This is a genomic window from Corallococcus interemptor (assembly GCF_003668875.1).
GTDB lineage: Bacteria > Myxococcota > Myxococcia > Myxococcales > Myxococcaceae > Corallococcus > Corallococcus interemptor.
Map to the genome: position 1 here is coordinate 1 of NZ_RAWM01000018.1, position 24,805 is coordinate 24,805.

At 70.9% G+C, this 24,805-nt stretch carries 23 protein-coding genes; 9 read left to right on the plus strand and 14 right to left on the minus strand.

Annotated elements, in window-relative coordinates:
• From D7X96_RS09375 to D7X96_RS09385, 3 genes are all read right to left on the minus strand, one after another.
• A partial coding sequence (locus D7X96_RS09375; protein WP_121769524.1) for an MFS transporter occupies window positions 1-389 on the minus strand: 389 nt, incomplete at its 3' end.
• Window positions 390-553: 164 nt separating this feature from the next.
• Entirely contained in the window at window positions 554-2,155 is a 1,602-nt protein-coding gene (locus D7X96_RS09380; protein WP_121769525.1) for a sigma-54-dependent Fis family transcriptional regulator, read from the minus strand.
• A complete protein-coding gene (locus D7X96_RS09385; protein ID WP_120552443.1) occupies window positions 2,152-2,988 on the minus strand; it encodes an MBL fold metallo-hydrolase in 837 nt (278 codons plus the stop codon). Before D7X96_RS09385 ends, D7X96_RS09380 begins: the two co-directional genes overlap by 4 nt.
• A gap of 211 nt (window positions 2,989-3,199) precedes the next feature.
• Between D7X96_RS09385 and D7X96_RS09390 the strand changes: the two genes are divergently transcribed.
• Window positions 3,200-3,961, plus strand: a complete 762-nt coding sequence (locus tag D7X96_RS09390; protein ID WP_120552444.1) for a ParA family protein — start codon at window positions 3,200-3,202, stop codon at window positions 3,959-3,961.
• On the opposite strand, the gene D7X96_RS09395 is transcribed toward D7X96_RS09390, so the two are convergent.
• Window positions 3,962-4,570: a dihydrofolate reductase family protein gene (locus D7X96_RS09395; RefSeq protein WP_120552445.1), complete on the minus strand. Its 609-nt coding sequence runs from the start codon at window positions 4,568-4,570 to the stop codon at window positions 3,962-3,964.
• 96 nt (window positions 4,571-4,666) lie between these two features.
• Window positions 4,667-6,061, minus strand: coding sequence for an alpha/beta hydrolase family protein (locus D7X96_RS09400; RefSeq protein WP_120552446.1), 1,395 nt, complete (start codon window positions 6,059-6,061; stop codon window positions 4,667-4,669).
• 70 nt (window positions 6,062-6,131) lie between these two features.
• Between D7X96_RS09400 and D7X96_RS09405 the strand changes: the two genes are divergently transcribed.
• Complete coding sequence (locus D7X96_RS09405) at window positions 6,132-7,043, plus strand: glutaminase (protein WP_121769569.1); 912 nt, start codon at window positions 6,132-6,134, stop codon at window positions 7,041-7,043.
• Window positions 7,044-7,045: 2 nt separating this feature from the next.
• On the opposite strand, the gene D7X96_RS09410 is transcribed toward D7X96_RS09405, so the two are convergent.
• The 3 genes from D7X96_RS09410 to D7X96_RS09420 all read right to left on the minus strand — a co-directional run bounded on the left by D7X96_RS09410 (window position 7,046) and on the right by D7X96_RS09420 (window position 8,865).
• Complete coding sequence (locus D7X96_RS09410; protein ID WP_121769570.1) at window positions 7,046-7,522, minus strand: SMI1/KNR4 family protein; 477 nt, start codon at window positions 7,520-7,522, stop codon at window positions 7,046-7,048.
• 67 nt (window positions 7,523-7,589) lie between these two features.
• Entirely contained in the window at window positions 7,590-8,513 is a 924-nt protein-coding gene (locus D7X96_RS09415) for an alpha/beta fold hydrolase (protein WP_121769526.1), read from the minus strand.
• On the minus strand, window positions 8,500-8,865 hold the full coding sequence (locus tag D7X96_RS09420) for a MerR family transcriptional regulator (protein WP_120552449.1): 366 nt from the start codon (window positions 8,863-8,865) through the stop codon (window positions 8,500-8,502). The genes D7X96_RS09415 and D7X96_RS09420 overlap by 14 nt, the downstream gene beginning before the upstream one ends.
• Window positions 8,866-9,264: 399 nt before the next feature.
• On the opposite strand from D7X96_RS09420, the gene D7X96_RS09425 reads away from it, so the two are divergent.
• A complete protein-coding gene (locus D7X96_RS09425; RefSeq protein ID WP_244219511.1) occupies window positions 9,265-10,404 on the plus strand; it encodes an MFS transporter in 1,140 nt (379 codons plus the stop codon).
• A 3-nt stretch (window positions 10,405-10,407) separates the two neighbouring features.
• Here D7X96_RS09425 and D7X96_RS09430 read toward each other — a convergent pair whose 3' ends face one another.
• Window positions 10,408-11,781 (minus strand): metallophosphoesterase, encoded by a 1,374-nt coding sequence (locus D7X96_RS09430; protein ID WP_120552452.1) that lies wholly within the window; start codon window positions 11,779-11,781, stop codon window positions 10,408-10,410.
• A 15-nt stretch (window positions 11,782-11,796) separates the two neighbouring features.
• Window positions 11,797-13,269: a hypothetical protein gene (locus tag D7X96_RS09435; RefSeq protein WP_147468266.1), complete on the minus strand. Its 1,473-nt coding sequence runs from the start codon at window positions 13,267-13,269 to the stop codon at window positions 11,797-11,799.
• A gap of 379 nt (window positions 13,270-13,648) precedes the next feature.
• Here D7X96_RS09435 and D7X96_RS09440 point away from each other — a divergent pair, with 379 nt between their 5' ends.
• A complete protein-coding gene (locus D7X96_RS09440; protein ID WP_121725008.1) occupies window positions 13,649-13,846 on the plus strand; it encodes a DUF6229 family protein in 198 nt (65 codons plus the stop codon).
• Window positions 13,847-13,975: 129 nt separating this feature from the next.
• Window positions 13,976-16,819 carry a type 2 lanthipeptide synthetase LanM family protein gene (locus D7X96_RS09445; protein ID WP_244219512.1) on the plus strand — a complete coding sequence of 948 codons (2,844 nt, stop codon included), beginning with the start codon at window positions 13,976-13,978 and terminating at the stop codon, window positions 16,817-16,819.
• Window positions 16,820-16,876: 57 nt separating this feature from the next.
• Here D7X96_RS09445 and D7X96_RS09450 read toward each other — a convergent pair whose 3' ends face one another.
• Together D7X96_RS09450 and D7X96_RS09455 are read right to left on the minus strand one after the other, a co-directional pair.
• Entirely contained in the window at window positions 16,877-18,685 is a 1,809-nt protein-coding gene (locus tag D7X96_RS09450; RefSeq protein WP_121769529.1) for a DEAD/DEAH box helicase, read from the minus strand.
• Between the two features lie 91 nt (window positions 18,686-18,776).
• Window positions 18,777-19,547, minus strand: a complete 771-nt coding sequence (locus tag D7X96_RS09455) for a sporulation protein (protein WP_158626566.1) — start codon at window positions 19,545-19,547, stop codon at window positions 18,777-18,779.
• Window positions 19,548-19,688: 141 nt separating this feature from the next.
• Between D7X96_RS09455 and D7X96_RS09460 the strand changes: the two genes are divergently transcribed.
• The 3 genes from D7X96_RS09460 (at window position 19,689) to D7X96_RS09470 (ending at window position 22,655) form a co-directional block, all read left to right on the plus strand.
• On the plus strand, window positions 19,689-20,804 hold the full coding sequence (locus tag D7X96_RS09460) for a Gfo/Idh/MocA family protein (protein ID WP_120547680.1): 1,116 nt from the start codon (window positions 19,689-19,691) through the stop codon (window positions 20,802-20,804).
• 156 nt (window positions 20,805-20,960) lie between these two features.
• Window positions 20,961-22,238: a hypothetical protein gene (locus tag D7X96_RS09465; protein WP_158626343.1), complete on the plus strand. Its 1,278-nt coding sequence runs from the start codon at window positions 20,961-20,963 to the stop codon at window positions 22,236-22,238.
• A gap of 9 nt (window positions 22,239-22,247) precedes the next feature.
• The gene (locus D7X96_RS09470) at window positions 22,248-22,655 is read left to right on the plus strand and encodes a PaaI family thioesterase (protein ID WP_120547678.1); all 408 of its coding nucleotides are present in this window, start codon (window positions 22,248-22,250) and stop codon (window positions 22,653-22,655) included.
• Between the two features lie 7 nt (window positions 22,656-22,662).
• Here D7X96_RS09470 and D7X96_RS09475 read toward each other — a convergent pair whose 3' ends face one another.
• Both D7X96_RS09475 and D7X96_RS09480 read right to left on the minus strand, forming a co-directional pair.
• The gene (locus D7X96_RS09475) at window positions 22,663-23,646 is read right to left on the minus strand and encodes a hypothetical protein (protein WP_121769531.1); all 984 of its coding nucleotides are present in this window, start codon (window positions 23,644-23,646) and stop codon (window positions 22,663-22,665) included.
• A 252-nt stretch (window positions 23,647-23,898) separates the two neighbouring features.
• On the minus strand, window positions 23,899-24,408 hold the full coding sequence (locus tag D7X96_RS09480) for a DUF2267 domain-containing protein (RefSeq protein WP_121769532.1): 510 nt from the start codon (window positions 24,406-24,408) through the stop codon (window positions 23,899-23,901).
• A gap of 191 nt (window positions 24,409-24,599) precedes the next feature.
• On the opposite strand from D7X96_RS09480, the gene D7X96_RS09485 reads away from it, so the two are divergent.
• Window positions 24,600-24,800: a hypothetical protein gene (locus D7X96_RS09485; RefSeq protein WP_121769533.1), complete on the plus strand. Its 201-nt coding sequence runs from the start codon at window positions 24,600-24,602 to the stop codon at window positions 24,798-24,800.
• The last annotated feature ends 5 nt before the right edge of the window (window positions 24,801-24,805 follow it).

The window sequence follows — 24,805 nt, forward strand, 5'->3', positions numbered from 1 at the left end:
ACGCCCCCCCCCAGCCCGCCCACCAGCCGCCAGAAGCTCAAATCCCACAGGGAGAACGCGAGCCCCGACCCGATGGCGCTGATGATGAACAGGGCCGCCGCGAGCATCATCGCGCGCCGGCGGCCGTAGCGGTCCGCGAAGGGCCCCGCGGCGAAGGCGCCCGCCGCCGAGCCGACGAGCGCGGAGGACACCGCCAGCCCCAGGCCCAGGCTGCTCGCGGCGAACTCGGCCTTGAGGGCGGCCACGGTGCCGTTGATGACGGCGGTGTCGAAGCCGAAGAGGAACCCGCCCAGGGCGGCCACCACGGAGATGCCAATGATCCTGCCGGTCCGTGTCTCCCCACCCGCCGGAGGCCGCCTGCTCACCGGGGCATCCATGACGTCCGCCATGACGCGCTCCTTCCCCCTGGGACGGGCACGGCTCACACCGGCCCTTGAGGAGAGGTGCCCCCCGTGGCCTCCGAAAGGCACCCTCGGGCGGAGCGGCGCCCCGGTGGCCGCTCGCTGGGGGGCATGGCTCGGACGTCGCTCGGGCTCCAACGACGGACGGAGGCTCAGCCCTCGTCCGCCAGGCCGTACTCCTTGAGCTTGCGGGCGAGCGTGTTGCGGCCGATCTCCAGCGTGCGCGCGGCCGCGGTGCGGTTGCCCTTCACGGCCTCCAGCACGCGCAGGATGTGGCGGCGCTCCACCTCCGCCAGCGGGAGCAGGAGCGGCGCGTCCGGCGCGGCGGCGGGCGTCTCCGGCGTGGCGGGCCCGGTGGACGGGAGCGCCCGGTCCAGGGCGGGCAGGGGCAGGTGCTCCTCCAGGATTTCTCCCTCGGACAGCACCACGGCGCTTTCGATGCAGTTCTCCAGCTCGCGCACGTTGCCGGGCCAGCGGTAGCGCTTGAGGCGCGCGAGCGCGGTGGCGCCGAGGCGGGGCACGGGCAGGCGGTGGCGCTTCGCGGCGGTGGCGACGAAGTGGCGGGCCAGCCGTTCGATGTCCTCCGCGCCGCGCTCGCGCAGCGGGGGCAAGAGCAGCTCCACGACCTTGATGCGGTAGTAGAGGTCCTCGCGGAACCTGCCCTCCGCCACCATGCGGGGCAGGTCGCGGTGGGTGGCCGCGACGATGCGCACGTCCACCTTGACGGCCTGCGTGCCGCCCACGCGCTCGAACTCGCGGTCCTGCAGCACGCGCAACAGCTTGCCCTGCACGGCCTGGGGCAATTCGCCCAGCTCGTCGATGAAGACGGTGCCGCCGTCGGCCGCCTCGAACTTGCCGGGCACGCGGTGGTCCGCGCCGGTGAAGGCGCCCTTCTCATGGCCGAAGAGCTCGTTCTCGATGAGGGCGGCGGGCAGGGCCGCGCAGTCCACCTTCACGAAGGGCTTGTCGCGCCGGGGGCCGTTGACGTGGATGGCGCGCGCGAACAGCTCCTTGCCGCAGCCGCTCTCTCCGCGCAGCAGCACCGTGGCGTCCGTGGGCGCGGCCTTCTGCACCAGGCGGTAGAGGGCCTTGAGCGGCGGAGCCTCTCCGATGATGCGGTTGAAGAAGTAGCCCACCGGGGCCTGCGGCTGATCCTTCGCGCGCTGGAGCTCCTGGTAGAGGCTGGTGGACTGGAGGGCGGTGCTCACCTGGGCCGCGATGTCGGTGAGCTTCTGGGTGTCCTCTTCCGTGAAGGCGCCGCCGCCCAGGCGGTTGAGCACCTGGAGCACGCCGTACACGGCGCCGGCCGCGTCGCGCAGCGGCACCGCGGCCAGGCTGATGGTGCGGTAGCCCGTCATCCGGTCGATGTCCGCGAAGAAGCGGCGCTCGCCGCGAGGATCCGGCACGTGCACGGGCTCGCCGGCCTCCGCCACGTAGCCCGCCACGCCCTGGCCCAGCTTCACGCGGATCTGCGCGACCTCCGGCAGGTGCGCCGCGCGGCTGAACAGCTCCCGGCGCACCGGATCCAGCAGCCACAGCGTGCCCCGGTCCGCCTGCAGCGTGATGGCGATGCGGTCCACCAGTGTCTGGAGGAAGGCGTCCAGGTCCACCTCGCGCCCGACGAGGCCGCCAAGGGGAAGCAGGACCTGGGACACATCCGGCGGAGTCGAGGGCATGGCGGCGGGCAGCGGCGGAAGTGAGAAGGGCGCTGGGGGCACTGTAGCAGCGCACGGCTCCGGGCTCGCGGCGCTCATGCGCCCGCCGAGCGGCCCAGGAGCATGCGCTGGCCTTCGCGCGCGGGCTCGGTGAAGGGGAACAGGCCGCGCGCCTCCTGCGCCATGTCCTCCAGCAGCTCGTCCGCGTGGGACGGGTCGTGGTGGAAGAGGAAGAGGCGCCCGGCGTGCAGGTCCTTGGCCACCTTGGCCGCGTCCATCATCGTCGAGTGGCCCCAGCCCTTCTTGGACATGCCCTTCTTGCCCTCGTACTCGTCGGGCGTGTACTGCGCGTCCAGGCACAGCGCGTCCGCGCCCTCGAAGTGGCGGGCCACGTCGGAGGTGAGGCGCTCCGGCAGCTCCACGTCCGTGGCGTACACGAAGGAGTGGCCGTCCGCCTCGACCCGGTAGGCCATGCAGCCGTCCGGGTGGGGCACGTCGATGGGGGTCACCTTGAAGGGGCCGACCTCCACCGTGCGGCCGTGCAGCGCGGCGCCGAAGGTCATCCTCGAGCGCATGGTGGACAGCGGCACCGGGAACTGCGGCGGGCGCATCTGCTGCGACAGCGTGGACTCCAGCGCCTGGCCGCCATTCGCGCCGGGGCCGTACATCGTCAGCGACGTGGTGGGCAGGTACGCGGGCGTGAAGAAGGGGAAGCCCTGCACGTGGTCCCAGTGCAGGTGCGAGAAGAACATGGTCGCCTTCTGGGGCGCGCCCTCGCGCATCATGACCTCGCCCAGCGTGCGGATGCCCGTGCCCGCGTCGAGGATCAGCCGCTCGCCCTGGCTCGTCACCTCCACGCACGCCGTGTTGCCACCGATGCGCGACCCCGACACCGCGATGCTGCCCCGAACGCCAAAGAAGCGGATTTCCATGATGGGTCTCCAGATGCGTTGACGCCCGCTGGGGGCGCCCTGACGTGGTGGGGACAGAGCACGTCCGGTGCCAGCGCCAAGGGGCTGGAATCATTGGGAGTGGCGGGGAGGAGCGGGCGGGCCGCTCCATTCTGGAGCGCTCCGGATGGGGCGGGCGTGCCAATCCGGAGCAGCCCCGCGCCGTGGCGGATTCCTGGTAGACCCCGGGGCCATGCCGGCGATTGCGTTCTGCACCATCAAGGGTGGGGTGGGGAAGACGACCCTGTGTTCGCACGTGGCGGCGGCGCTGGCGGACGCGGGCCGCCGGGTGCTGCTGTTGGACCTGGATCCGCAGGCGCATGCGTCGCTGGTGCTGGGCCTGGAGACGCGCGAGGGCCCGTGCGTGGCGGACGCCTTCGGGCCGCGGCCGAAGCACAAGCTGGATGAGATTGTCGTGGCGTCTCCCAAGCGGCCGGGGTTGTTCATCGCGCCGGGGGCCCCGCGAATGGCGGCGCTGGAGCGCGAGCTGTTCGGCTGGGGGCACCGGCTGCAGGCGATTCCGCGCGCGCTGAAGACGCTGTCGTGGACGCCGGACGTCATCGTCGTGGACACGCCGCCGAGCATCGGAGCGTTCACGGAGGCGGTGCTGTGCTTCGCGGACGTGGTGGTGGCGCCGGTGCCCACGGGCGCGTTCGCGCTGCAGGGCCTGGGTGAGATCGAGACCGCGTGGCGCGACGTGCGCGAGGAGGGCGGCCAGCTGGTGGCGGCCGTGAACCTGTGGGACCGGCGCACGCCCGCGACCAACGAGGCGATGGAGGAGGCGCTGAAGGACGTGACGGTGCCGGTGCTGAAGGCACGCATCCCGCGCTCGGAGGCCATCAACCAGGCGGGGCTGGGCTACGAGGTGGTGTTCGACGTGAGCCCTAACGCGGCGGGCGCGGAGGAGCTGCGCGCCATGGCCCGCGAGCTGTCGAAGCTCGCGGGGCTGCGCTGATCAACCCATGGTGCCGACCCTCAGGGGCCCGGCGCGCCGGTAGGTGAGCAGCGCCACTCCCTTGGGCGTGATCCGGGACGCGGTGAGCTGCAGCATGCGGGGCTGCGTTCCCTCTCCGAAGAGGCGCCGGCCGCTGCCGATCGTCACGGGGATGACGTGCAGGTGCAGCACGTCCACCAGGTCATGCTTGAGCAGGGTCTGCAGCAGGCCGCCGCTGCCATGCACCTGCAGCTCGCGGCCGGGGGAGGCCTTGAGCCGGCGCACCGCCTCCACCGTGTCTCCCTCCAGCAGCGTCGAGTTCGCCCACTCCACGCGGCGCAGCGTGGTGGACGCCACGTACTTGGGCAGCCGGTTGAGCGGCCCGGCGATGGGGTCGTTCGGGTCGGTCATGCGCGGCCAGTAGCTGGAGAAGATGTCGTACGTCCCGCGCCCGAGCAGGAATGCGTCCGCCCGGCTGAAGATGTCCACGACGTGCGCGCCGAGTTCTTCGCTGGAATGGGGCTGCACCCAGCCACCATGGGTGAAGCCGCCGCTCCGGTCCTCGTCCGGGCCTCCCGGGGCCTGCACCACTCCGTCCAGCGTCACGAACTCCGTTGCCGTCAGCTCCATGGTCGCATCCGTCCCTTCCGGGGCATCCGTTCGCCCGTTCAAATGTGCGACGAATGGGTCCGGCGAGGATCGACACGCCGGTGTTTTTTCCGGGACTCAGGGCGTGGGCAGGCCGGGGGCGAGCACCGAGCGCACGTTGACGTCGGTGAAGCCCGTGCCCCAGACGGCGTTGACCTCCTGGGCGATGAAGGCGGCGCCCGGCTGGAGCGTCCCCAGCGAGGGCTCGAACATCACCACGCGCGGATCGGTGAGCTCCAGCAGGCGGGGCACCACGTCGCTCACGTCGCGGCCCTGCGCCTGGGCGGCGTGCACGCCCTGCAGCCACGCGCGCACGGTGCCCTGGGCGTGCGGGACGTAGAGGGGCTGGTCCGCCGCGCCCAGCGCCACCATGAGGTGTCCCACGCTCATCGTGATGACAGGCCCGCCGTGCGCGGTGAGCAGCGGCCCGTGGTCCGGCGGCAGGGTGTTCCAGTCCACGGTCGTGAGGTTCTGCAGGTACAGGGGCGTGAAGCGCCGCGGGGCCTGGGAGACGAGCGCGCGTGTGTGTTCCACGGGGATGAGGGTGTCCCAGTCGTCGTGGAGGATGAGGAAGGGCGTCTGGACGGTGCTGGCCAGGTGGGCGGCGGTCCAGCGCGTGTAGTCCGTGCCGGGGGTGGTGGGGTCGCCGCCGGTGGTGGCGTGGATGCGGCGGAAGTAGGGCTCGAAGAACTGCTGGTAGCGCGTGCGCAGGTCCGGGTTGCTCACGCGCGACGGCACGACGCGGCTCACGTAGTCCACCTCCGCGGCGAAGTCGGACAGCGGGGCCAGGGCGACGCCCACGGCGGGCACCACCGTGGAGGGTGCATCCGCCGCCGCGTAGAGCGCCTCGTAGCCGCCCCAGGAGCCACCGAAGACGCCGATGCGCTTCGTGTCCACGTTGGGGGCCTGGGCCAGGAAGCGCATGCCCGCGTTCATGTCGTCGCGGTCGTTCTGGAGGTCTCCGCCCGCGTAGAAGCGGCCGAAGACGGCGAGCACGCCGAAGTCATGGAAGAGGTAGATGAAGGCCTCGCCCGCGATGATCTCCGGCGTGGTGGGCGTGAACGCGATGGGCGAGGAGCCCGGCCCATGGTGTGGCTCGCTGTCGTCCGGGTGGATGCCGGCGCCGCGCGCGGCCCACTTCGCGTCCACGGCCTCGCCCGTCCAGGCGATGCCGTCGTAGGGCTTGGTGAGCATCACGATGGGGGACACGCCGGGCTTCCGGGGCGGGAACCACTGCGCATAGGTGGGGGCCCGGCCAGGCACCTCCAGCTTGAGCAGCTGATAGGGCCACGTCTGACCCGCGGCGTTCAACTCACCGGAGCCAAGCTGGGTCACCTGGAGCGCCGAGGGTTCCGCCGGTGTTTCGTCCGGGGTCTGGCAGCTGTGGGTGGACGGGCTGGCGTTGCTGCAGCACGCGGTGGGGAAGGTGCCCAGGAGGCAGAGGGCCAGGAGCGTGGTCGGGAACAGGCGCATGCCGCAGCAGACACCGCGCCTGGGAAATTCTGAAAGCCTCCGCGTTCCTTTCCGGACGAGGATGCAGCCCATGGACTACCAGGCGGTGCTGGAGGAGGTCTGGGACGGGGTGCGGCCGGTGCTGGGGCAGGGCCGCGTGGCGACGTACATCCCGGCGCTGGCGGCGGTGGATCCGCGCCGGTTCGGCATGGCGCTCGCGACGGTGGAGGGGGACGTGTACGGGGTGGGGGACTGGCGTGAGCCGTTCTCCATCCAGAGCATCTCCAAGGTGTTCACGTTGGCGCTCGCGCTGTCGAGGGACGGGGACGCGCTGTGGCGGCGCGTGGGGAAGGAGCCGTCGGGCAATCCGTTCAACTCGCTGGTGCAGCTGGAGTACGAGCAGGGCATCCCGCGCAATCCGTTCATCAACGCGGGGGCGCTGGTCATCACGGACCGGTTGCAGCGGCTCACGGGGGATGCGCGAGGCACGCTGCGGGACTTCCTGCGCGCGGAGAGCGGCAATCCGTCCGTGGATTTTGATCCGGTCATCGCCGCGTCGGAGGCGGAGCACGGGCACCGCAACCGCGCGCTGGCGCACTTCATGGCCAGCTACGGAAACATGGAGGGCGCGGTGCCGGAGGTGCTGGAGCACTACTTCTGGCAGTGCTCCCTGGCGATGAGCTGCGCGGACCTGGCGAGGGCCTGTGGGTTCCTCGCGCGTCATGGTCAGCGAGCGGACGGCTCCAGGCTGCTCACGCGCAGCCAGGCCAAGCAGGTCAACGCGGTGATGCTCACGTGCGGCACATACGACGCGGCGGGCGAGTTCGCCTACCGCGTGGGGCTGCCGGGAAAGAGCGGCGTGGGAGGGGGCATCATCGCGGTCATCCCCAACCGCTGCGGCCTGTGCGTATGGAGCCCCGGGCTGGATGCAAGGGGCAATTCCGTCGCGGGCGTGGAAGCGCTGGACCGGTTCACGACGCTGACCGGCCTGTCCATCTTCTGAAGTTACTGGCCCTGTTCTTCGAGGGTCTTCAGCCAGTAGGACCGCCCGGTCGACGCCAGCGCGCCCGCCAGGAACTCCGCGAACGAGTTGGCGATGACCGGGCAGTAGTAGGGGTCGGGAAACCCCTCGCGGTAGCCGTCGCGGAGTGGATGGCGTCCCAGCGTCTGTTGCCCCACATCCAGGAGCACGTAGTTGCTGTCCTGGAGCTGGCACAGCGCGTACCAATCCGAAGGGCCTGCCGCGTCCGTGTCGGATTGGGACATGATGACCCGTGCGCGCCGTACCTCCGCGAGCGGCAGGATGTAGTACGGCGCGTTGGAGTCACGGAACAGCCTTGCTCCATCAAAGCGCGTGTAGAAGGCGCGCAAATCCGGATCCAGGCGCCAGCCCATCCGATGTTCGAACGCATCGACTGCCGCCGCGGTCGCGGGCGGATGTGGAAAGTGCCGGGCCGCCACTGCGTCGAGGAGTTCGGTCATCGTCGGCATGTGGCTACTCTCCATAGGGATGACTGACCCCGGCGCTCGTGTGCAGCGCAGCGTCTTGTCAGCGCAGTCCGTCCAGCAGCGCGGCCAGCTTCTGGGGCTGGGATGCGAAGGGCGAGTGCGACGTGTCCAGTGTGTCCACGGTGAACGCGTTGCAGGGTGTGAAGGCGTCGGCCTCGCGGATCATCAGGTCCTGGAGCGCGGGGGCCAGGGCTCGGTCCTGGGCGCAGCGCAGGTAGCTGCGGGGAATGCGGCCCCAGCGCTCCTTCGTGGCGCCGACCTTTCCGGTCCACAGGGACAAGGGAATGTCCGGCGTGAGGGTGAGCGCGAAGGGCAGGAAGGCCGCTGCGTCCACGTCGTGGTAGAAGCCCGCGCGAAGCGCCTCGCGGTACGCCGCATCGCCGCGAGGGTTGATCCGCACCGCGCCCAGCTTCGCGGCATCGCCGATGAAGAGTGCTTCGCTGTAGGGCGTGTGGCCCTCGGGCAGGGCGCCGTAGGCGCTGGCGCTCTGGAGGCGCAGCGGGACAAAGGCGCTCAGGTACACCAGCCTGCCAATGAGGTGCGGGGCCTTCTCCGCCGCGCGGGTGATGACGGTGCCACCCGCGCTGTGGCCCACGAGCACGGGCTTGGATCCGGCCTGGAGCTTCTCCAGCGCGGTGACCACTGCGTCCGCGCAGTCGTCCAACGTGACGTCGGCCAGGGGCGAGCGCTCCACCGCGAAGCGAGCCGCGTCGCCCGTGAGATAGGACGCGGGGAAGCGCGCGTTGAGGCCGTGGCCAGGCAGGTCGATGGCCACCACCTGATGCCCCAGCGCGCACAGGGCCTCCGCGACGCGCGACCAGTGCAGGGCGTTGTGCCACGCGCCGTGGACCAGGAGGAACGTCCTGGCCTTGCGCGGCACCTTCGAGGGTGTGGCCGCGAACCCGAGCCCCGGCAGCAGGGCCGAGCCCACGAGGGCGGTCTTCATCAGGTCACGACGGTTCATGGGGGACTCGTTCGTTGGGGGGAAGCATGGACATGAGCCGTTCACGCACGCGGGCGAGGTCGAAGAGCTGCCGTTCGACCTCCGCCAGGCGTTCACGGTGGACCGCGAGCGCGTCCGGGCAGATGGCGTCCGTGACCTGCCGGAGCATGCAGCGCGGGAAGGTGGCGATCTCCTCCAGGGAGAAGCCCAGGCGGATCATCCGGGCCACCTGCATGACCTGGGGGACGGCGACCTCGTCGAAGTCACGGTAGCCGTTGTCGCGGCGGTGCGAGGCGAGCAGCCCCGCCTTGTCGTAGTGGCGGATGGACCGCGCGCTGCTGCCCGTGCGCCGGGCGAGTTCTCCGATGTTCATCGATTCTCCTGAGTCCAGATGTCAGGGACCCCTAACATCCACGCGGCTCGCTTCCCGCCCGACACGCTCAAAACCTGTCCGACAGTCGGACAGGTTCGAGCGGCTGGGATGGCGCAGGGCCTCCCCTCCGCGCGGGCCCCAACTTGTCCGACTGTCGGACAGGTTTTTACGGTGCGCCTCCGGCGGGGCGGCCTGACGCGGGTTCTCTCCTTCTCATTCGGGGAGACGGACTTCATGTTCGGGAGCTTCGGGCCTGCCACCGGTGTCAAGGTCAAGACCCCAGTGGGGAATGTGACGGTGATGGCCTCACTCGATGCCTGAGCGCGATCTAGGGTGCTCCGCGTGAGTGTCTCTTCGCCCGTGCCCCGTCCGCGTCCCGCGCTTCTCACGCTTGCCTACTTGGCCTTCGTCAGCCTGGGGTTGCCGGACGCGGTGCTGGGCGTCGCGTGGCCGTCACTGCGCACCACGTTCGGCCTGTCCCAGGCGACGATGGGCGCCATCCTGGGGACCGCGGCCGTCGCGTACTTCATCTCCGGACTGCTCGCGGGCCGGCTGATGCGGGCCATGAACCTGGGGCTGCTGCTGGCGCTGAGCACCGGCTCGGTGGCGCTGGGGCTCACGGGGTACTCGACGGTGCCCCTGTTCGCGCTGTTCCTGGCCGCTGCTTGCTTCATTGGCTTCGGCTCGGGCGCCATCGACTCCGCGCTCAACAACTACGCGGCCCAGAACTTCGGCCCCAAGCACATGTCCTGGTTGCACGCGGCCTACAGCGTGGGCGCGGCGATGGGCCCCGTGCTGATGACCGCGCTGCTCGCGCGAGGCGCAGGGTGGCGCACGGGCTATGCCGTCCTCGCCGTCACCCTGGGCACGCTGGCCCTGTCGTTCCTGGTGATGCGCCGGCTGTGGGACGCGCCCTCGGCGCCGGGAGAGGAACCCCGGGCGGAGGTGCCCACCGCGTCCGCGATGGAGGCCGTGCGCCGTCCCCGCGTGTGGCTGCAGATCCTCACGTTCTTCTTCTACACGGGCCTGGAGGTGACGGCCGGCCAGTGGAGCTTCACGGTGCTCACCGAAGGCCGGGGCCTGCACACCGCCGCCGCGGGCACCTTCGTGAGCCTCTACTGGGGCAGCCTGCTCGCGGGGCGTGTGCTGTCCGGCTTCGTCGTCGAACACCTCGGACCGGTGCGCATGCTGCGCGGGAGCACCGCGCTGGCGGTGGCGGGCGCCGTCCTGTTCGCGATTCCCTCCGTGCCTCCCGCGCTGGGCCTCGTGTTGCTGGGGCTCGCGCTCGCGCCCATCTTCCCGGCCCTCATGTCGGTGACGCCGGGCCGCGTGGGGCTGGATGTCTCCGCGCACGCCGTGGGCTTCCAGGTCAGCGCGGCGACGACGGGCGTGGCGGCGATCCCCAGCCTCGCGGGGATCATCGCGGAGCGGTGGGGGCTCCAGTTCATCGCCCCCTACATGCTCGGGGTCGCCGTGGTGCTGCTCGGGGTGCACGGCGTGCTGTCCGCCGTGGCGGACCGCCCCCAGCTCTCGCGCTGAGCGTCAGCTCCCCGCCGGCAGCTCCGCGCTCCTCAGCATCTTGGGGCCTTGCTCCGTCCACTGCGACAGCCGCAGCGTCGCGCCCCGCGTCCCGGTGCGCGGCTCCACCTCCACGAAGGTGAAGCGCTGCTCCAGCTTCGCGCGCTGCTGCTTCGCGGGCTCCAGCGAGGGATTGACCTGGAGCTCCGCGAGGTATTCACCCCATTCCTCGTCGGTGGCCTCCGGAGCGGGGAGCCGCAGGAGGGAGATCCACGTGCCGGTGTTGGCGTAGAGGGGGCCATTGCCCTCGTGCCAGCGGGCCGCGTGCGTGTGGCCCATCACCACCGCATGGGGGTTGTACTTCTTGCCCAGCCGAGCGGTCTCCGCGAGCTCGTCCTTGCCCGGCTCCAGGGCGAAGTAGTCCGTGCCCGTCCTTCCCGCGACCGCGCGGTGCAGCCGCGCGTAGAGCGCGAAGCCCGCCCGGGCCAGCTTCAGCCGGGCGCGGCCCAGGGCCTCCGGATTGTCGAAGGCGTTGAGCTTCTCCGGGTCGAGCACCGACAGGAGCGCGTCCACCTCGTCGTCCTTCAGGTCCACCCGCGCCAGGCTGCGCGCCAGGTGCACGTCCGCTTCCGAACCGCCCACCGCGTCCATGGGTTCGAGCGCGAAGGCCGGCGCGAGGCCCCGGTTCTGCAGCAGGCGCCGGATGAGCGTGAGCGTCCCGGGCGTGAACAGGACCTTGAGCGCGTCCGGCTTCACGCCGAGCGCCACCATCACCGCGCCCTCGAAGTCCGGCTTGAGCAGGTCCATGTACCGCATGCGGTGCTGGTGCTTGAGCGGGTTGAGCAGCGTCTTCACCAGCACCGAGCCCGGCGGATACCGGAAGCGGTTCGCCCGCTCCGGCGACAGCAGCGAGGGGTAGTCGATGCGGTTCGCCACGTCGGTGTGCTCACCGTGCGTGACGAGCACGCGCGACCCGCCGACCTCCAGTTGCAGCGGCGCGGTGCCGTCCCGGAACTCCAGCCGCGAAGCCACCTCCCGGGGCTGTCCCAGCGCGGAGCGGATCACCTCCTGGACCTCCGGCAGCGCCAGCTCCAGGTCGTGGTTGCCCACCACCATCGTCGCCCGGCCGCCCGCGGCCAGCACCCGCCCGAGCGCCTTCAACGCGGGCGCCGTCGTCGCGGACGTCACCAGGGCCCGGGCCTGCTCCAGCGTCCGCTGGGGATCCACCGCCAGCGGGTCGTCATTGAGCAGGAAGTCGAAGCTGTCCCCGTTGAGGACGACGTGGGTGGGCTCGCGGGTGAAGGAGTCGAAGAGGGCGGGCAGCTCGGCGGCGCCCGCGAAGATGTCGTAGGGGCCTCCGTTGCCGAGGTGGAGGTCGCTGAGAATGAGCGTTCGCATGGGTCGATGCTCCTTTCAGGGAAGCGCCTGCAGGTCGTTGTGCCGGATGCTCACGGCGGGATCGCCGAGCACCACGTAGTTGCGAGCGTCGTTGCGTTCGATCCACCGGTACAGCAGATCCCGGGGCGCGAGCTTTCCGTCGGACGTGTTGGTGTCCAGGTGCGTGAGCAGGATGTTGTTTGCGGCGGAGAACCGGTCGCGGAAGTCCTTGAGCGCGTGGCCCACCGGCATGCCCGCCATGATCTTCCAGAGCGATTGGTAGAAGGGATGAATGGTCGTCTTGGCCAGTTGCAGCGGCCGGATGGAAAAACCCCAGGCCCGCTCCACGTGGCCAATCACCGCCAGCGCGCCGCCGTTGGGATGGGCCAGCAGCCGCCGGGGCAGGGCCGCGATGAAGGGGGCGCTCGCCAGCGCGTTGCCGCTGCGTGAGGCATTGAGCGGGAACTCGTCATGCGCGGGCGTGCCCATGCCGAAGCAGGCGAAGAAGAACGCCACCAGGCCATGGAGCCGGGCGTCGTCCTGGATGTCCGACGCGGACACGTAGTGCGCGGGCGCCATCGCGCCAAAGCCGCTCCAGTCCTGGCTCAGCAGGGCGCCCTGTTTCGTGAGCTGGAGCGGATCATCCGCCTTGAAGCCCACGCCATGGGACGCGGTGAAGAGCACCGCCGGGCGAACCTCCCGGCCGTGGAGCGCGTCCAGCAACCACTCCCGGGTCGCGTCGTCCTCGATGGCGTCACGGCTGGCGAAGCGGACCTTCGCGGCAACCGTCTTCGCCAGTTGGGGAGGCAGACCCAGTGGCGCACCGCGCGCCAGCGGGGCGACGAGGCTGTCCGCGCTGAGCTCCGTCGAGCGGTCCCCGGGGTGCCTGGGTCCCCACCAGCTCACCTGCCGGTGGTTGGGCACGGACGCCGCCGTCTCATACGCCACCACGCTGTCCGCGTAGCGTGCGTACTCCTCGGGCGTGTCGAAGGAGAGGCGTCCTACGGCATAGGACAAGGAGAGCGAGTGCTGCACGTCGAATGGGATGACGTCGGGCCCGCCCACGAGCAGCAGGTAATAGGGCACGAGGGTCGGATCCACGTCGCCGATGGGCGCCCCGTGCCGCTCCAGGAACTGATGCGCCGTCTCACCAGGCTGGTAGATGAGGACGTGGCACCGGTCCGCTTCTTCCACGCGCTCACGCCGGTGGGCGATGAGCGCCTCCAGGCTCTTGCGAAGCGCCTCGGATGCGGACGCGGGGAACACCACGCCCCATCCGGACTTCGTGTAGTCGTCCTCTGGCGCGTCGAAAGGCGTGGTGAATTTGGTGTTCCAGTTGAGGCGCTGGACCCACTTCCTCCAGGCCTCGAACCGGGCGGTCTCGACTTGAGGATCCGCCACCTCCGCGGCCGCGGGCAACGCGATGGGCGGCACCAGGTACTGCCCGGTGGTGCCGTCGATGCCGTTGAGGACCAGCGGATCCTCCGGGCGGTTGATGGGGCGCTCCACGTTCACCTCCTCCCCGACATCCTAGGCATCCACGCTGACCTGGAAAGAGCGGACAGGGGCCCGGGTGTCGGGCGCCCGGCGTTCAGAGGCGCCCGGTGTCGCGTGGCGTGCGCGCATTCCGACCGTGGGGCCGGCGTGTCACCTGGTCCACGGTGGGCTCGTCCCCTCGGACAGAGGCCCGCCGTTTCATGGTGGCAATCCCTTACGCCAGGTTCGCGCCTCGCTGGACTTGTGGCGTGTGAGCGCAAGCCTTTGTGCGGTGTATGACTTTGGCCTGACGCGTCTGGCATTGCGGGGCGTGTCTGTGTTCACGTTCGCGCCGCGTCCGGCGCACATGGCACCCCTCGCCAGGTCCGTCCGGACGCGAGGGAGAACACTCATGCAGAAGAAGCCCGAGTTCCAGGAAGTGGTGGAGGGCTGGCTGGCCGGCAATGAGGAGTCCCATGGCATGACCAACCCGGCGGGACCGCTCTTCGTGGGAGGTGAGCGCACGGAGCAGGCGCTCACCGAGTCCAACCTGGTGGCGGACACGGGTTGCAGCAGCTGCACCGCGTCCACGACCGCGTTCTGCTGTTGATCCATCGCGGCCCCCCGTCCGCATGAATCACCCCTCCGGCGCCGTGCGCGGCACCGGAGGGCCTTCCACGATTCCCCTCACCGGTCCCCACCCCCAGGGAGCCCCCTCATGGTCCACGAGGAAGCGTCGATGGCTGCCGAGGTCCCTCCCGAGGGATGGCTCGCGCGCCCCGTGAACGTCCTGCTGGCGCCGCACCTGGACGCGCTGTCCGAACGGCTCTCTCAAATACAGGGCCTGTCCTCCGCCGAGCGCGACGTGGTGGAGGCCGCGGCCCGCGAGATGCTCGGCTTCAGCGCCCAGCTCAAGCTCAACCGCGTGCTCCTCCTGGAGCTGCACGCAGCGTCGCTGGAGGGCCGGCTCGACGCGGCGGACTCGCCGGGGAGGTGGGCCCAGTTCCTCGACCACGCGTGCTCGTCCCGCTTCCACGAGCACCTGCGCGGCCGCTACCCGCCGCTCCTGGACCGGCTGGGGACGTTGGGCCGGCTCCAGACCCAGGCGGTGCTGCGCCTGACGGAGCGGTTCGTCGCGGACCGGGAGTCCCTGCCGGAGCTGCCCGGCCGTCCGCGCGGCGCGCTGAGGCGCCTGCGGCTGGGGGAGGGGGATGCCCACCGGGGCGGGCAGACGGTGGCGCTGCTGGACCTGGACGAAGGCCGGGTGCTCTACAAGCCGCGCTGCATGCGCGTGGATCTCGCGCTGGAGCGGCTGCTCGCGCGGGTGCTGGCGCCGGAGGCCGGTGCCACGCGGATCCGCGTGCCGTCCGTGCTGGTGCGCGCCGGCTATGGCTGGGCCGAGTTCGTGGAGCACCGCTACTGTGAAGGCGAGGCCGAGCTCGCGCGCTTCTACCGGAACCTGGGCCACTGGCTCGCGGTGATGCGGCTTCTGGGCGGCACGGACCTGCATTCTGAAAACCTCATCGCGCACGGGCCGGTGCCCGTGGTGGTGGACGTGGAGAGCCTCTTCACGCCGGACCCACCTGTGCCTCCGGCGGGGCGCGGGCTGGCGGTGGACCTGGCCGCGAAGGCCATCCGAGGCACCGTCCTGCGCACGGGGCTGCTCCCGGTGCGCAGCGGAGGCCCGGGGCTGGGCGGCCTGGACATCTCCGCGGCGGGCTCGCTCCCGGGGCAGCAGCCGCGCATCCCGGCGCCCCTCATCGTCGGCGGCGGCACGGACGGCGCGCGCCTGGGCATGGCGCTGATGGAGCGCCCGATGTCGAAGAACCATCCCAGCCCGGACCCCGTGCTCGCGCGGCACTGGGATCAGGTCGTGGAGGGCTTCCACGAGCTCACCTCCCGGATGAAGACCCTGGACGCGTACGGCGGGCTGCGGCCGCTGCTGGAGCCGTTCACGGGCGCCGTCGTCCGGCGCATCCTGCGGCCCACGCAGACGTACGCGGAGCTGTCGCGGATGCTCTGGCACCCGGCCTCGCTGTACGACGCGCCCAAGGCCCATGCGCGTGCGCGGGACGTGATGCGCAAGAACGCGGACGTGTCTCCCGGCGCGCCGTCCTCGACGCCTGTCATCGACTCGGAGCTCGCGGACCTGTGCGTGGGGGACATCCCGGTGTTCACCCAGCCGGTGACGCGGAGCGTGCTCGACGCCGCGTTGGAGGCGTGGCGTTCGGTGGACGAGCCGCTGGAGGAGATGACCATCCAGAGCACGCTGATCAGCGCGTACCTCAACGAGAAGACCGTCCCCCCGAGAGTCCCCGCGCCGGCCACGCCCGCGCGCCACGAGCGGCTGGACGTGCGGCGCCGGGCACAGCTGTCCAAGCTGGTCCAACGTGTGAGCGACGCGGCCGTGCGGGGACCGGATGGGACGGCGACGTGGATCAGCCCGGTGCTCGCCGAGCATGGCTGGGCGGTGCGGCCGCTCTCCGCCGAGCACTACAGCGGACAGGGCGGCGTGGCGGTGGTGCTGGCCCAGTACCTGCGCGAGGTGCACCACGGCCGCGCGGACGAGGTGGAAGGCCTGCCCGGGCTGCTGGAGGGCACGCTCGCGGTGCTGCGCGCCACGGAGGACCGCGTGCCGGTGAAGTCGCCGGGTGGCTTCTCCGGGCTCGCGTCCCAGGTGTGGATCTGGTCCACGCTGCACGACCTGGGCACCGTCCCGGGCGCGTTGGACCGGGCCCGCGAGCGCGCGGCGGCGCTGACGCCACAGGTGCTGGACGCGGACGGGCTGTTCGAGGTGCTGGGCGGCGTGGCGGGCGTCATCGTCCCGATGCTCAACCTGGTGGACCAGACCGGCGAGCCGAAGTGGCTGGACGTCGCGGCGCACGCGGGCCGGAGGCTGGAGGACACGGCGCGCAGCGTGGGCGGCGACGCGCGCTGGTCCACGTCGATGTTCCCGGAGCCCATCGGCGGCTTCGCGCACGGCACGGCGGGCATCGCCTGGGCGCTGGCGCGGCTGGGGCTGAGCGCGGCGGGGACGGCGGCGGACCGGCGGCGGTGGCGCAGCCTGTCCGAGCGCGCCTTCGACTTCGTGGACGGGCTCTACCGGCCGGACGTGGGCAACTGGACGGACCTCCGCCGCCCGGACGCCACGGATCAGCTGACGTCGTGGTGCCACGGGAGCACCGGCATCGGCCTGGCGGCGGCGGACCTCTTTGCCCGCACCGGGACGGCGCGCTACCGGGACCTGTTCCAGCGGGCCCGGAGCGCGGCCGTGCGCGAGGGCTTCGGCTGGACCCACACCCTGTGCCACGGCGACCTGGGGTTGTGGGAGCTGCTGGAGACAGCGCGGCGGCTGTCGTCGGAGCCGCTGTCGCCCGAGCGCGAGGCGCTGGACGCGGAGCTCATCTCCGGCCTGGAGGCGCGCGGCCCGGTGGCGGGGCTGGCTCGCGACGCGTTCTCACCCGGGTTGATGGCGGGGCTGGGCGGCGTCATCCACACGCTGCTGCGCATGCACCCGGAGAGCCGGCTGGTGTCGCCGCTCCTGCTGGGACGCGCGCCGGACATGGATCCGGACGCGTTCTGAAGCCCACGTCACCGGCCCGCCCGTGACGGACAGGGCCGGTGACGCGAAGGACTTCCGTCAGTCGCGGGTGTCGCGGCGCACGGTGACCTTGCGTCCGCGCAGCGTGGAGCCCTTCAGCGCGGAGATGATGCGCGCCGCATCCGGCTCCGGCACCTCCACGATGGAGTACATGTCCGCGATGTGGATCGCGCCGATGCGCGAGGACTCGAGCCCCGCCTCGCCCGCGATGGCGCCCACGAGGTCCGCCGGCCGCATGCCCGCGGTGCGGCCCGCGCCGATGAACAGGCGCGTGACGTTCCATTCCGGCGCGCGCTGGGGACGCGCGGGGCCTGCCCGCTCGGGCCGCTCACCCCGCTCGGGGCGCTCACCCCGCTCGGGGCGCTCGCCACGCTCGGGCCGGTCGCTGGTGCGGGGGCCTCGGGACGGACGCTCGGCGCGGTCGCCGAAGCGGCCCGGAGGCCCGGAGCGCTCGAACTTCCGCTCCGCCGGGGCCGACACCTGGGGAATCTCCTGCTCGTTGGATTCCCTGCCCTCGTCCTCCTTCTCCTGGAGGAGCTTGATGGCGGCGGCGGCCACGTCCATGACGCTGAACTCGCTGGACAGGTCCTCCGCGATGCCGCGGAACCCATCCAGCTCTCCGCCCACCAGCGTCTCGCGCAGCGACGAGCGGATCATCTCCAGCCGGCGCGCGCGCAGGTCCGACACGGTGGGGACCGCGGTGACCTCGATGCGCTGGCCGGTCAGCCGCTCGATGTTGCGCAAGAGCCGGTGCTCGCGAGGCTCCAGCAGGGTGATGGCCACGCCCTCGCGGCCGGCGCGGCCCGTGCGGCCGATGCGGTGCACGTAGGCCTCCGGCGCGTTGGGCACGTCGAAGTTCACCACGTGCGTCAGCCGGGGGATGTCCAGGCCGCGCGCCGCGACGTCCGTGGCGATGAGCAGGTCCGCCGCCTGGGACTTGAACTGCTTGATGACGCGGTCGCGCTGCTCCTGGCTCATGCCGCCGTGCAGCGCGTGCGCGCGCCAGCCCCGGCCGTTGAGGGACGTGGTGAGCTCATCCACCTCCGTGCGCGTGCGGCAGAACACGATGGCCGCGGTGGGGGACTCCAGGTCCAGCACGCGCCCCAGCGTGGCGATCTTGAACGCGCGCGGCACGATGTAGGCCGTCTGCCGGACTCGCGGCATCTCGCCGGCCTCCAGCTTCTCCTTCTCGATGCGCACGCGCACGGGCTCGTGCAGGTGGCGCTCCGCGATGCTGGCGATGCGCGGGGGCAGGGTGGCGGAGAACAGCGCGGTCTGCCGCTGCTCGGGCGTCTCGGAGAGGATGGCCTCCAGGTCGTCCGCGAAGCCCATGTCGAGCATCTCGTCCGCTTCGTCCAGCACCACCGTGCGCACCTGGTCCAGCTTCAGCGTCTTGCGGCGCAGGTGGTCCAGCGCGCGGCCCGGCGTGGCGACGATGACGTCCACGCCGCGCTTGAGCACGCGCAGCTGCCGGCCAATCTCCTGGCCGCCGTAGAGCGGAAGCACGCTCACGCCCAGCTTCTGGCCGTAGCGGTGGATGGCCTCGGACACCTGCATGGCCAATTCGCGCGTGGGCACCAGCACCAGCGCGGAGGTGCCATGCGGCGCGGCGGCACCCGGCTTCAGGTGCTGCAGGAGGGGCAGCGAGAACGCGGCCGTCTTGCCGGTGCCCGTGGCGGCAATGCCCAGCAGGTCCTTCCCGGCCAGCAGCGGCGGGAGCGCGGCGGCCTGGATGGGGGTGGGCTCTTCGTAACCGAGCGACGTCAACGCCTCGACGATTTCGGGCTTGAGGCCGAGGGCGTCGAAGGTGGGGGTTTCAGGGGCAGCGGGAGGCGGGGGAGCTTTCACACGGCGGCTTGTACCACTTCCGAGCCCGGGCGGAGGACTTGGGAAGTCAGGTGCGTCCACGCCTGTACGAAAGGCCGGGCCTTCCGGGCTTTTACACCCCGCCCCGAAGCCGCGGCCCCAGCAGCGCCGAGACGGCCCCTGCCCCCGAGGACAGGTCCGTGGAGGACAGAACCAGCCGCTGGCGCCGGCCGCCGTCCAGCGGGGTGCCCTCCAGGAGGGACGTGAGGCCCCGGGGGCCCCGGTCCAGGTCGAGGATCAGCTCCAGGGTGTCCTCGTGTGGGAAGGGCAGGAGGGCAAGCGAGCGCGGAGGGTCCTTCCACTCCGGACCGGCGTGGAACTCCAGCTCCTGCACGAAGGGCTCGTCGCGGCCGAGCGGCGATCCGGCCTCGCAGTAGGAGTTCTTCCACTGGAAGCCCAGCTGGAGCACGGCGTCGATGACGGTCTGGAGGGACGGGTGGGGCAGGACGTGGATGCGGTCGCTGTCCTCGGGGTTGAGGGCGTTGTCGATGTCGAGCGCCGTCTTGATCCACACGGGGGTGCCGCGCTCGGTGATGGGCGTGTGGGTGGGGATGCGCAGCGAGAAGGGAAGCTCGCGCTCCTCGCGGGGCTGGAGGATGAAGGGGGGGGAGACGCGGAAGGTGCGCACGACGGCGTTGAGCGCGCTGCGGCGGTCGTTGTCGCGCTGGAGGTACTGCGCCATCAGGTGCAGGTCGATGCGGTCGATGCGCTGGGGCGTGTGGCCGCCCTGGACGTGGACGAGCCCGCGCAGGTCGCCACCCGCGCGAACGGTGTCGTGCTCCAGCCGGGTGTCCACGCGCGCGCTGCCAATCCCGAGGCGGGCGAGCATCTTCTTGAAGGGCATGGGGCAGGGCATAGGCCGGAACGGGGCCCCGCGAAAGCCTGGGTGCCCGGCTGGCTGCCCCTGCACCGGAGGGCCGGGCGCGGCTTGCGGGCTGGCCTGGCGCGTCACCAGCGTAAGGCCTCATCACGGGAGAGGTGCACGATGGCGCAGGGGACATCCAGGCGGGTGCGGTACGCGGTGGTGGGGGCGGGCAACCTCACGCAGGTGGCCATCCTCCCGGCGTTCCAGCACGCGGAGGAGAACTCCGAGCTGGTGGCCATCGTCTCCTCGGACCAGGAGAAGCGGACCGCGCTCCAGGAGAAGTACGGCGTGGAGCACGTGGGGGGCTACGAGGACTTCGAGCAGCTGCTGCGCGACTCGAAGGCGGACGCGGTCTACATCGTGTTGCCCAACACGATGCACCGGTCCTTCACGGAGCGCGCGGCGCGTGTGGGCGTGCACGTCCTCTGCGAGAAGCCGATGGCGACGTCGGTGGAGGACTGCGAGGCGATGATCCGCGCCACGAACGAGAACGACGTGAAGCTGATGGTCGCGTACCGGCTCCACTTCGAAGAGGCGAACCTCCGCGCCATCGAGCTGGTGCGCTCCGGACGGCTGGGAGACCCGCTGGTATTCACGGGCACGCTGACGCAGCAGACGCGCCAGGGGGACATCCGCACGCGCGTGGACGTGGGCGGCGGAGCGCTGCTGGACGAAGGGCCGTATCCCATCAACGCCGCGCGCTACCTGTTCCGCGACGAACCGCGCGAGGTGTTCGCGTTCACGGGAGGAGGCAGGGACGGGCGCTTCCACGGCGTGGACGCGTCCGCGTTCGCGCTGATGCGGTTTCCGAACGGGAGGGTGGCGCAGTTCGCCATCAGCCACGAAGCCGCCGCGGTGTCGGCCTACCGGCTGGTGGGCACGGAAGGGGATCTGCTGGTGAAGCACGGCTTCGGCTACGGCACGGACATCCAGCACGAGCTGACGGTGGGCGGTGAGACGGAGACGCGGACGTTCAAGAACAGCGACCAGTTCGCGCCGGAGCTCGTCTACTTCTCGCAGTGCATCCTGGAGGACCGGGATCCGGAGCCCAACGGAGTCGAAGGCCTGGCGGACGTGCGCGTCATCGTCGCGCTGCAGGAGTCCGCGCGCACGGGCAAGCCGGTGAAGCTGGCTCCATTCGAAAAGCCGAAGCGGCCCACGCTGGATCAGCTCATCACCCGGCCGCCAGTGGAGCCGCCCGAACCGGTGAACGCGCCGGCTCCGGCGGAGGGGTAGGGCCCGCGGCCCGTCAGGCAAACGACAATCATTGCCATGAAGTACTCCGCTCACTGGTTTTAGGTGAGCCCTGTTCCTACCTGCACTCTCAGTCAACCTGTTGAGGTTGAAGGGGTCGGTGCAATGGCGTGGAACACGAGGCGGTGGGTGGTCGGGGTGGGGCTTCTCCTCGGCGGGTTGGGCACGGGCTGCGGCACTTCGGACGCGCGGGGCGAGGGCGCGCCGGAGGTCGTCGCTCCGGAGCCGGCGGTGGACGAAGGGCCTGCCGGGGGAGGCGCGGTCACGGAGGAGCCGGCGGACCCGGTGATCCCGCCCGAGCAGCCCGTGGAGAACGAACCCCCGCCGCCGCCGCCCGACCCCGGGCCTTCGGCATGCGAGCGCCTCCCGCAGCCCTCTCCGGCGGTCCTCGCGACCTGGAGGTATTGGGAGAGGACGACTCCCACGGATGGCACGTGTCAGGGGGCGGCGGCGGATGGCCGGGGCGACATCATCATGCTCACCGACAACGCGATCTCCACACGGATGTACTTCGCCGTGCTGCCCTCCGTGACCACCTACGACTGGGAGGGTTCCATCGACGAGGCGTATCGCATGGATTTGAACGGCCAGCCCCAGGGCTTCCTGGGGCACGCCCGGGATGTTTGGGATTTCACCTGGGTGACGTTCCTCGACATCTCCCAGCGGCGAATCATCCAGCACCCACGTCCGCCGAGCGTCTCCCTGCACAGCGCGGTGAACCCGGCGGGGGGAATGCATGAGGTGCTCGCGGATGGAACGCTCCACGCGTACGGCGCGACGGGCGAGCTTCGCTGGAGCCTGTCGGTGGCGTCGCTGCTCAATGGCCCTGTCAGCGCGCTGGGCGTGAACACGGAGGGCCACGCCCTGCTCCTCTCCGCCGGGGCGCCGGCGGAGGGTGCGGTCTCGGTGGAGGGCGTCTGGGTGGACAGCTCTGGCCAGCCCGGCACCCCGTTCCTGGCGCTGACCCTGGAGCAGGCCCCGGACGTCGAGTCCCGCTACACGTTCGCGCCCTTGCTGCAAGGCGGCCTGGTGCTGGGGGTCGAGAACACGTTCGGCAAGAAGTGGGTGGCCGCTTTCGAGGGCCTGCAGGCCGCATCCAGCCCGCTGCCCTCATGGCTGGACGGCGGGGACGGCCGCCGGTTCGAGCTGCTTCCCGGTGGCAAGGGCTACCTCCGATGGAGCCAGGTGACCGCCGGGAATCAGGGCTGTCAGCATGAAGCGCGGCTCATCGCGGCCTCTGGCGAGTCCTGCGGCAAGGTGGTCCTGCCGGCAATGGATGCCCAGGAAGGCTGCGGCAAGATCAGCATGGGCGGTGACGGGACGGTGGTGAATGTGCTGAGCTCCCGGTGGATGGACGTGGAGAAGCCCTTCACCTACTGCCGCGTCCGGTGGTGGCCCGCCCTGTTCCGCGAATAGATTCCAGGGATGGACGATCCCCAGGAGTTCGCGCGTCAGGTGTTCGCGTCACAGCCCTTCAGCCAGTTCATTGGCGCGCAGCTCGCCAGCTCCGGGCCTGGGAGCGCGGAGCTGCGGCTGCCCATCGTGGACCATCTGAAGCAGCAGCACGGCTTCGTCCACGGGGGCGTGCTCAGCTACCTCGCGGACAACGCCATCACGTTCGCCGGGGGCCTGGCGCTGGGCGGCAACGCGCTGACCTCCGAGTACAAGATCAACTACCTGAAGCCCGCCGTGGGCTCGCTGCTCATCGCGCGGGCCCAGGCGAAGGCCGCCGGCAAGCGGCAGGCCGTGTGTCAGTGCGAAGTGTTCGCCGTGAAGGACGGCGTGGAGACGCTGTGCGCCCTGGCGCAGGGTACGGTGGTCTCCGCGGCCTGACGGCGCATCAGAACTTGAAGAAGTCCTTGATGCCCTTGCCCACGTCCTTCGCCGTGTCGGCGACCTTGTCGGTGACGTTCTTCGCCGTGTCGCCGACCTTGTCCGTGACGTTCTTGACGGCCTCGCCGGCCTTGCCGTTGGTGAGGTTGTCGACCGTGCCCTTCACCTTGTTGAAGTCGATGGTGTAGCTGGTCCCGACGCCCACGCCCACGCCGAGCGCCGCCTTGGCCTTGCCGCCGATGGTGAGCTTGCCGTCCTCGAAGGCCACCTTCGCGTCCACCGCGGCGCCCACGCCGGCGATGGCGCTGCCCGTCACGGAGCCCTGCACGGGTCCGAACTCGCCGCGCGCCGTGGCGCTGGCCTCGGCGCCCACCAGCGCGCCCGCGCCGACCTCGGCGCCCATGTCGCCGTTCTTGGGGTTGAGGTCGATCTTGGCCTTCGCGTCCGCGTTGGCGCCCACCAGCGTCTCGCCGTGCACGCCGCCGTAGACCTTGCCCTCCACCTTGCCGAGCCCGATGTCCTTCAGGTCCTTGCCGAAGCCGGCGTCCCCGCGAAGGCTGGCGATGTTGGCCTCGGCGCCCGCGCGGCCGCCAATCTCCCACGGCATCACGCGGTAGGACGCATCGCCCTGGACCTCGGCGGCGCTCGCCTCGAACTGCGCGCCGGTGCCGTCCTTGCTGAAGCCCGTGCCGGTCTTGAACTCGGCCGCGTCCTTCTGCCACGACACGTAGTTGCCGCTCTCGTTGCCCGCCACTTGGCCGGGGCCGGTGTTGCCCTGCGTGACCTGACGCCCATCCTTCCGGTCCGCGCTCGCCTGGGCCTTATCGCCCTTGCGCGAATCCATGAAGATGTCCTGCCCCCACTGCTGGCTGAACTTGGTCTCCGGCTGGTTCTTGTCGATGAAGTTCGGCTTCTTCTCGGTGGCGGCGGACGGGCCGGAGACGGGGGCGTTCGAGGCGGGCGTGGACGTGGGGCGGTTGGCGACGCGCATGGGAGAGCTCGGGGATTTGGATGGAGGACCGAAGTGCGTCCGGTCCGTGATGTCCAATCCCTAGAGCACGGCGCGTGCCAGGCCCCTGGCGAGCCGTCTTCCCTCTGGGGCACGTGTTCCGAGCCGCTCGAAACTGGTGAGGCGGATCACCAGTGCTGGTGACTCACGTCACCAGGGGGCTCCCATGGATGGCGTCCACGTTGCCGCCAGCTCACAGCCACTCATGAGCAGGCGCCAACGTGAGACTCCCTGTCAGGCGGGGCGTGCCCACAGGTCGCGGATGTCTGGTGGCAGCTCTCCGGCGATGTCGTCGCTCTCTCCGGTGGAGATCTGCGCCTGGATGGCGCTGAAGACGGCGCGGATGATGGGCTCGGTGTCGTCGGGCTCCATGTCCAGGTCCTCGGCCACCATGGCCAGCATTTCAGCCCGGCCGAACTTCTTGGGCGGCGGCCCGGACTCGTGGCGGTCGCACCGGACCATGAGTTCGCGCAGCTTCATGGGCAGCTGGGCCTCCAGGTCGTTGTCCTCCTCGCCGACGAGGCGCTGCTCCAGGACGCACAGTATGGAGATGGCGGCGTTCTCCGCGGCCTGCTCGTTCGGAATCTTGCCCACGTCACACAGGTATTTGAGGAAGGCCTTGTAGGTCTGTGACGTGCGGGATTCGTGGCGCATGCGGCGGCGCTCGTCGAGCGGGACGGCCGTCGTGCGCTGCGTGGGGCTCTTTACCTGCTGTCCGGAGCCGGGAATGTCTTGCGCTGCCATGGCTGATGCCTCGTTCCTTGGAGTGGGGTCCGTCTCCAAAGCTGAAGTGCTCGCGAGGCAGGAGGAAGGAACGCGCCGCCCTGCGAGCCGCCCGCTTCCCGTGGGCGGAGGCTGACGGAGAGCGCCTGCTCCCTGCCGCCCTTGCTTCTGAAGGAGCGCATCCGAACCGTGGTGGGAGGGAGGTTCGCATCATGCGTGAAAGTCTTCGACCCAGGGGAGAGGCGCTGCGCAGCGCTGCGCGCAGGATCGCGGTGCGGAGGACCGAGGAGCCGCAGACTCCCCTGGTCGAAATCATCACCGAGGCCGCGCGCCACTTCGACCTGTCGCCGAGTGAAGAGCAGATGTTGCTGTCGGACCTGCTGTCCGGGGGCGAGGAAACGTCCGCGCCCTGAGGCCT

What these genes read in the sequence shown, in the direction of transcription:
- D7X96_RS09475 (WP_121769531.1), bottom strand. Translation starts at nt 23,646, where the DNA reads ATGCGCGTCGCCAACCGCCCCACGTCCACGCCCGCCTCGAACGCCCCC.
- D7X96_RS09385 (WP_120552443.1), bottom strand. Translation starts at nt 2,988, where the DNA reads ATGGAAATCCGCTTCTTTGGCGTTCGGGGCAGCATCGCGGTGTCGGGG.
- D7X96_RS09455 (WP_158626566.1), bottom strand. Translation starts at nt 19,547, where the DNA reads ATGCCCTTCAAGAAGATGCTCGCCCGCCTCGGGATTGGCAGCGCGCGC.
- D7X96_RS09440 (WP_121725008.1), top strand. Translation starts at nt 13,649, where the DNA reads ATGCAGAAGAAGCCCGAGTTCCAGGAAGTGGTGGAGGGCTGGCTGGCC.
- D7X96_RS09400 (WP_120552446.1), bottom strand. Translation starts at nt 6,061, where the DNA reads ATGCGCCTGTTCCCGACCACGCTCCTGGCCCTCTGCCTCCTGGGCACC.
- D7X96_RS09430 (WP_120552452.1), bottom strand. Translation starts at nt 11,781, where the DNA reads ATGCGAACGCTCATTCTCAGCGACCTCCACCTCGGCAACGGAGGCCCC.
- D7X96_RS09470 (WP_120547678.1), top strand. Translation starts at nt 22,248, where the DNA reads ATGGACGATCCCCAGGAGTTCGCGCGTCAGGTGTTCGCGTCACAGCCC.
- D7X96_RS09480 (WP_121769532.1), bottom strand. Translation starts at nt 24,408, where the DNA reads ATGGCAGCGCAAGACATTCCCGGCTCCGGACAGCAGGTAAAGAGCCCC.
- D7X96_RS09390 (WP_120552444.1), top strand. Translation starts at nt 3,200, where the DNA reads ATGCCGGCGATTGCGTTCTGCACCATCAAGGGTGGGGTGGGGAAGACG.
- D7X96_RS09415 (WP_121769526.1), bottom strand. Translation starts at nt 8,513, where the DNA reads ATGAACCGTCGTGACCTGATGAAGACCGCCCTCGTGGGCTCGGCCCTG.
- D7X96_RS09395 (WP_120552445.1), bottom strand. Translation starts at nt 4,570, where the DNA reads ATGGAGCTGACGGCAACGGAGTTCGTGACGCTGGACGGAGTGGTGCAG.
- D7X96_RS09445 (WP_244219512.1), top strand. Translation starts at nt 13,976, where the DNA reads ATGGCTGCCGAGGTCCCTCCCGAGGGATGGCTCGCGCGCCCCGTGAAC.
- D7X96_RS09485 (WP_121769533.1), top strand. Translation starts at nt 24,600, where the DNA reads ATGCGTGAAAGTCTTCGACCCAGGGGAGAGGCGCTGCGCAGCGCTGCG.
- D7X96_RS09420 (WP_120552449.1), bottom strand. Translation starts at nt 8,865, where the DNA reads ATGAACATCGGAGAACTCGCCCGGCGCACGGGCAGCAGCGCGCGGTCC.
- D7X96_RS09460 (WP_120547680.1), top strand. Translation starts at nt 19,689, where the DNA reads ATGGCGCAGGGGACATCCAGGCGGGTGCGGTACGCGGTGGTGGGGGCG.
- D7X96_RS09410 (WP_121769570.1), bottom strand. Translation starts at nt 7,522, where the DNA reads ATGACCGAACTCCTCGACGCAGTGGCGGCCCGGCACTTTCCACATCCG.
- D7X96_RS09380 (WP_121769525.1), bottom strand. Translation starts at nt 2,155, where the DNA reads ATGAGCGCCGCGAGCCCGGAGCCGTGCGCTGCTACAGTGCCCCCAGCG.
- D7X96_RS09405 (WP_121769569.1), top strand. Translation starts at nt 6,132, where the DNA reads ATGGACTACCAGGCGGTGCTGGAGGAGGTCTGGGACGGGGTGCGGCCG.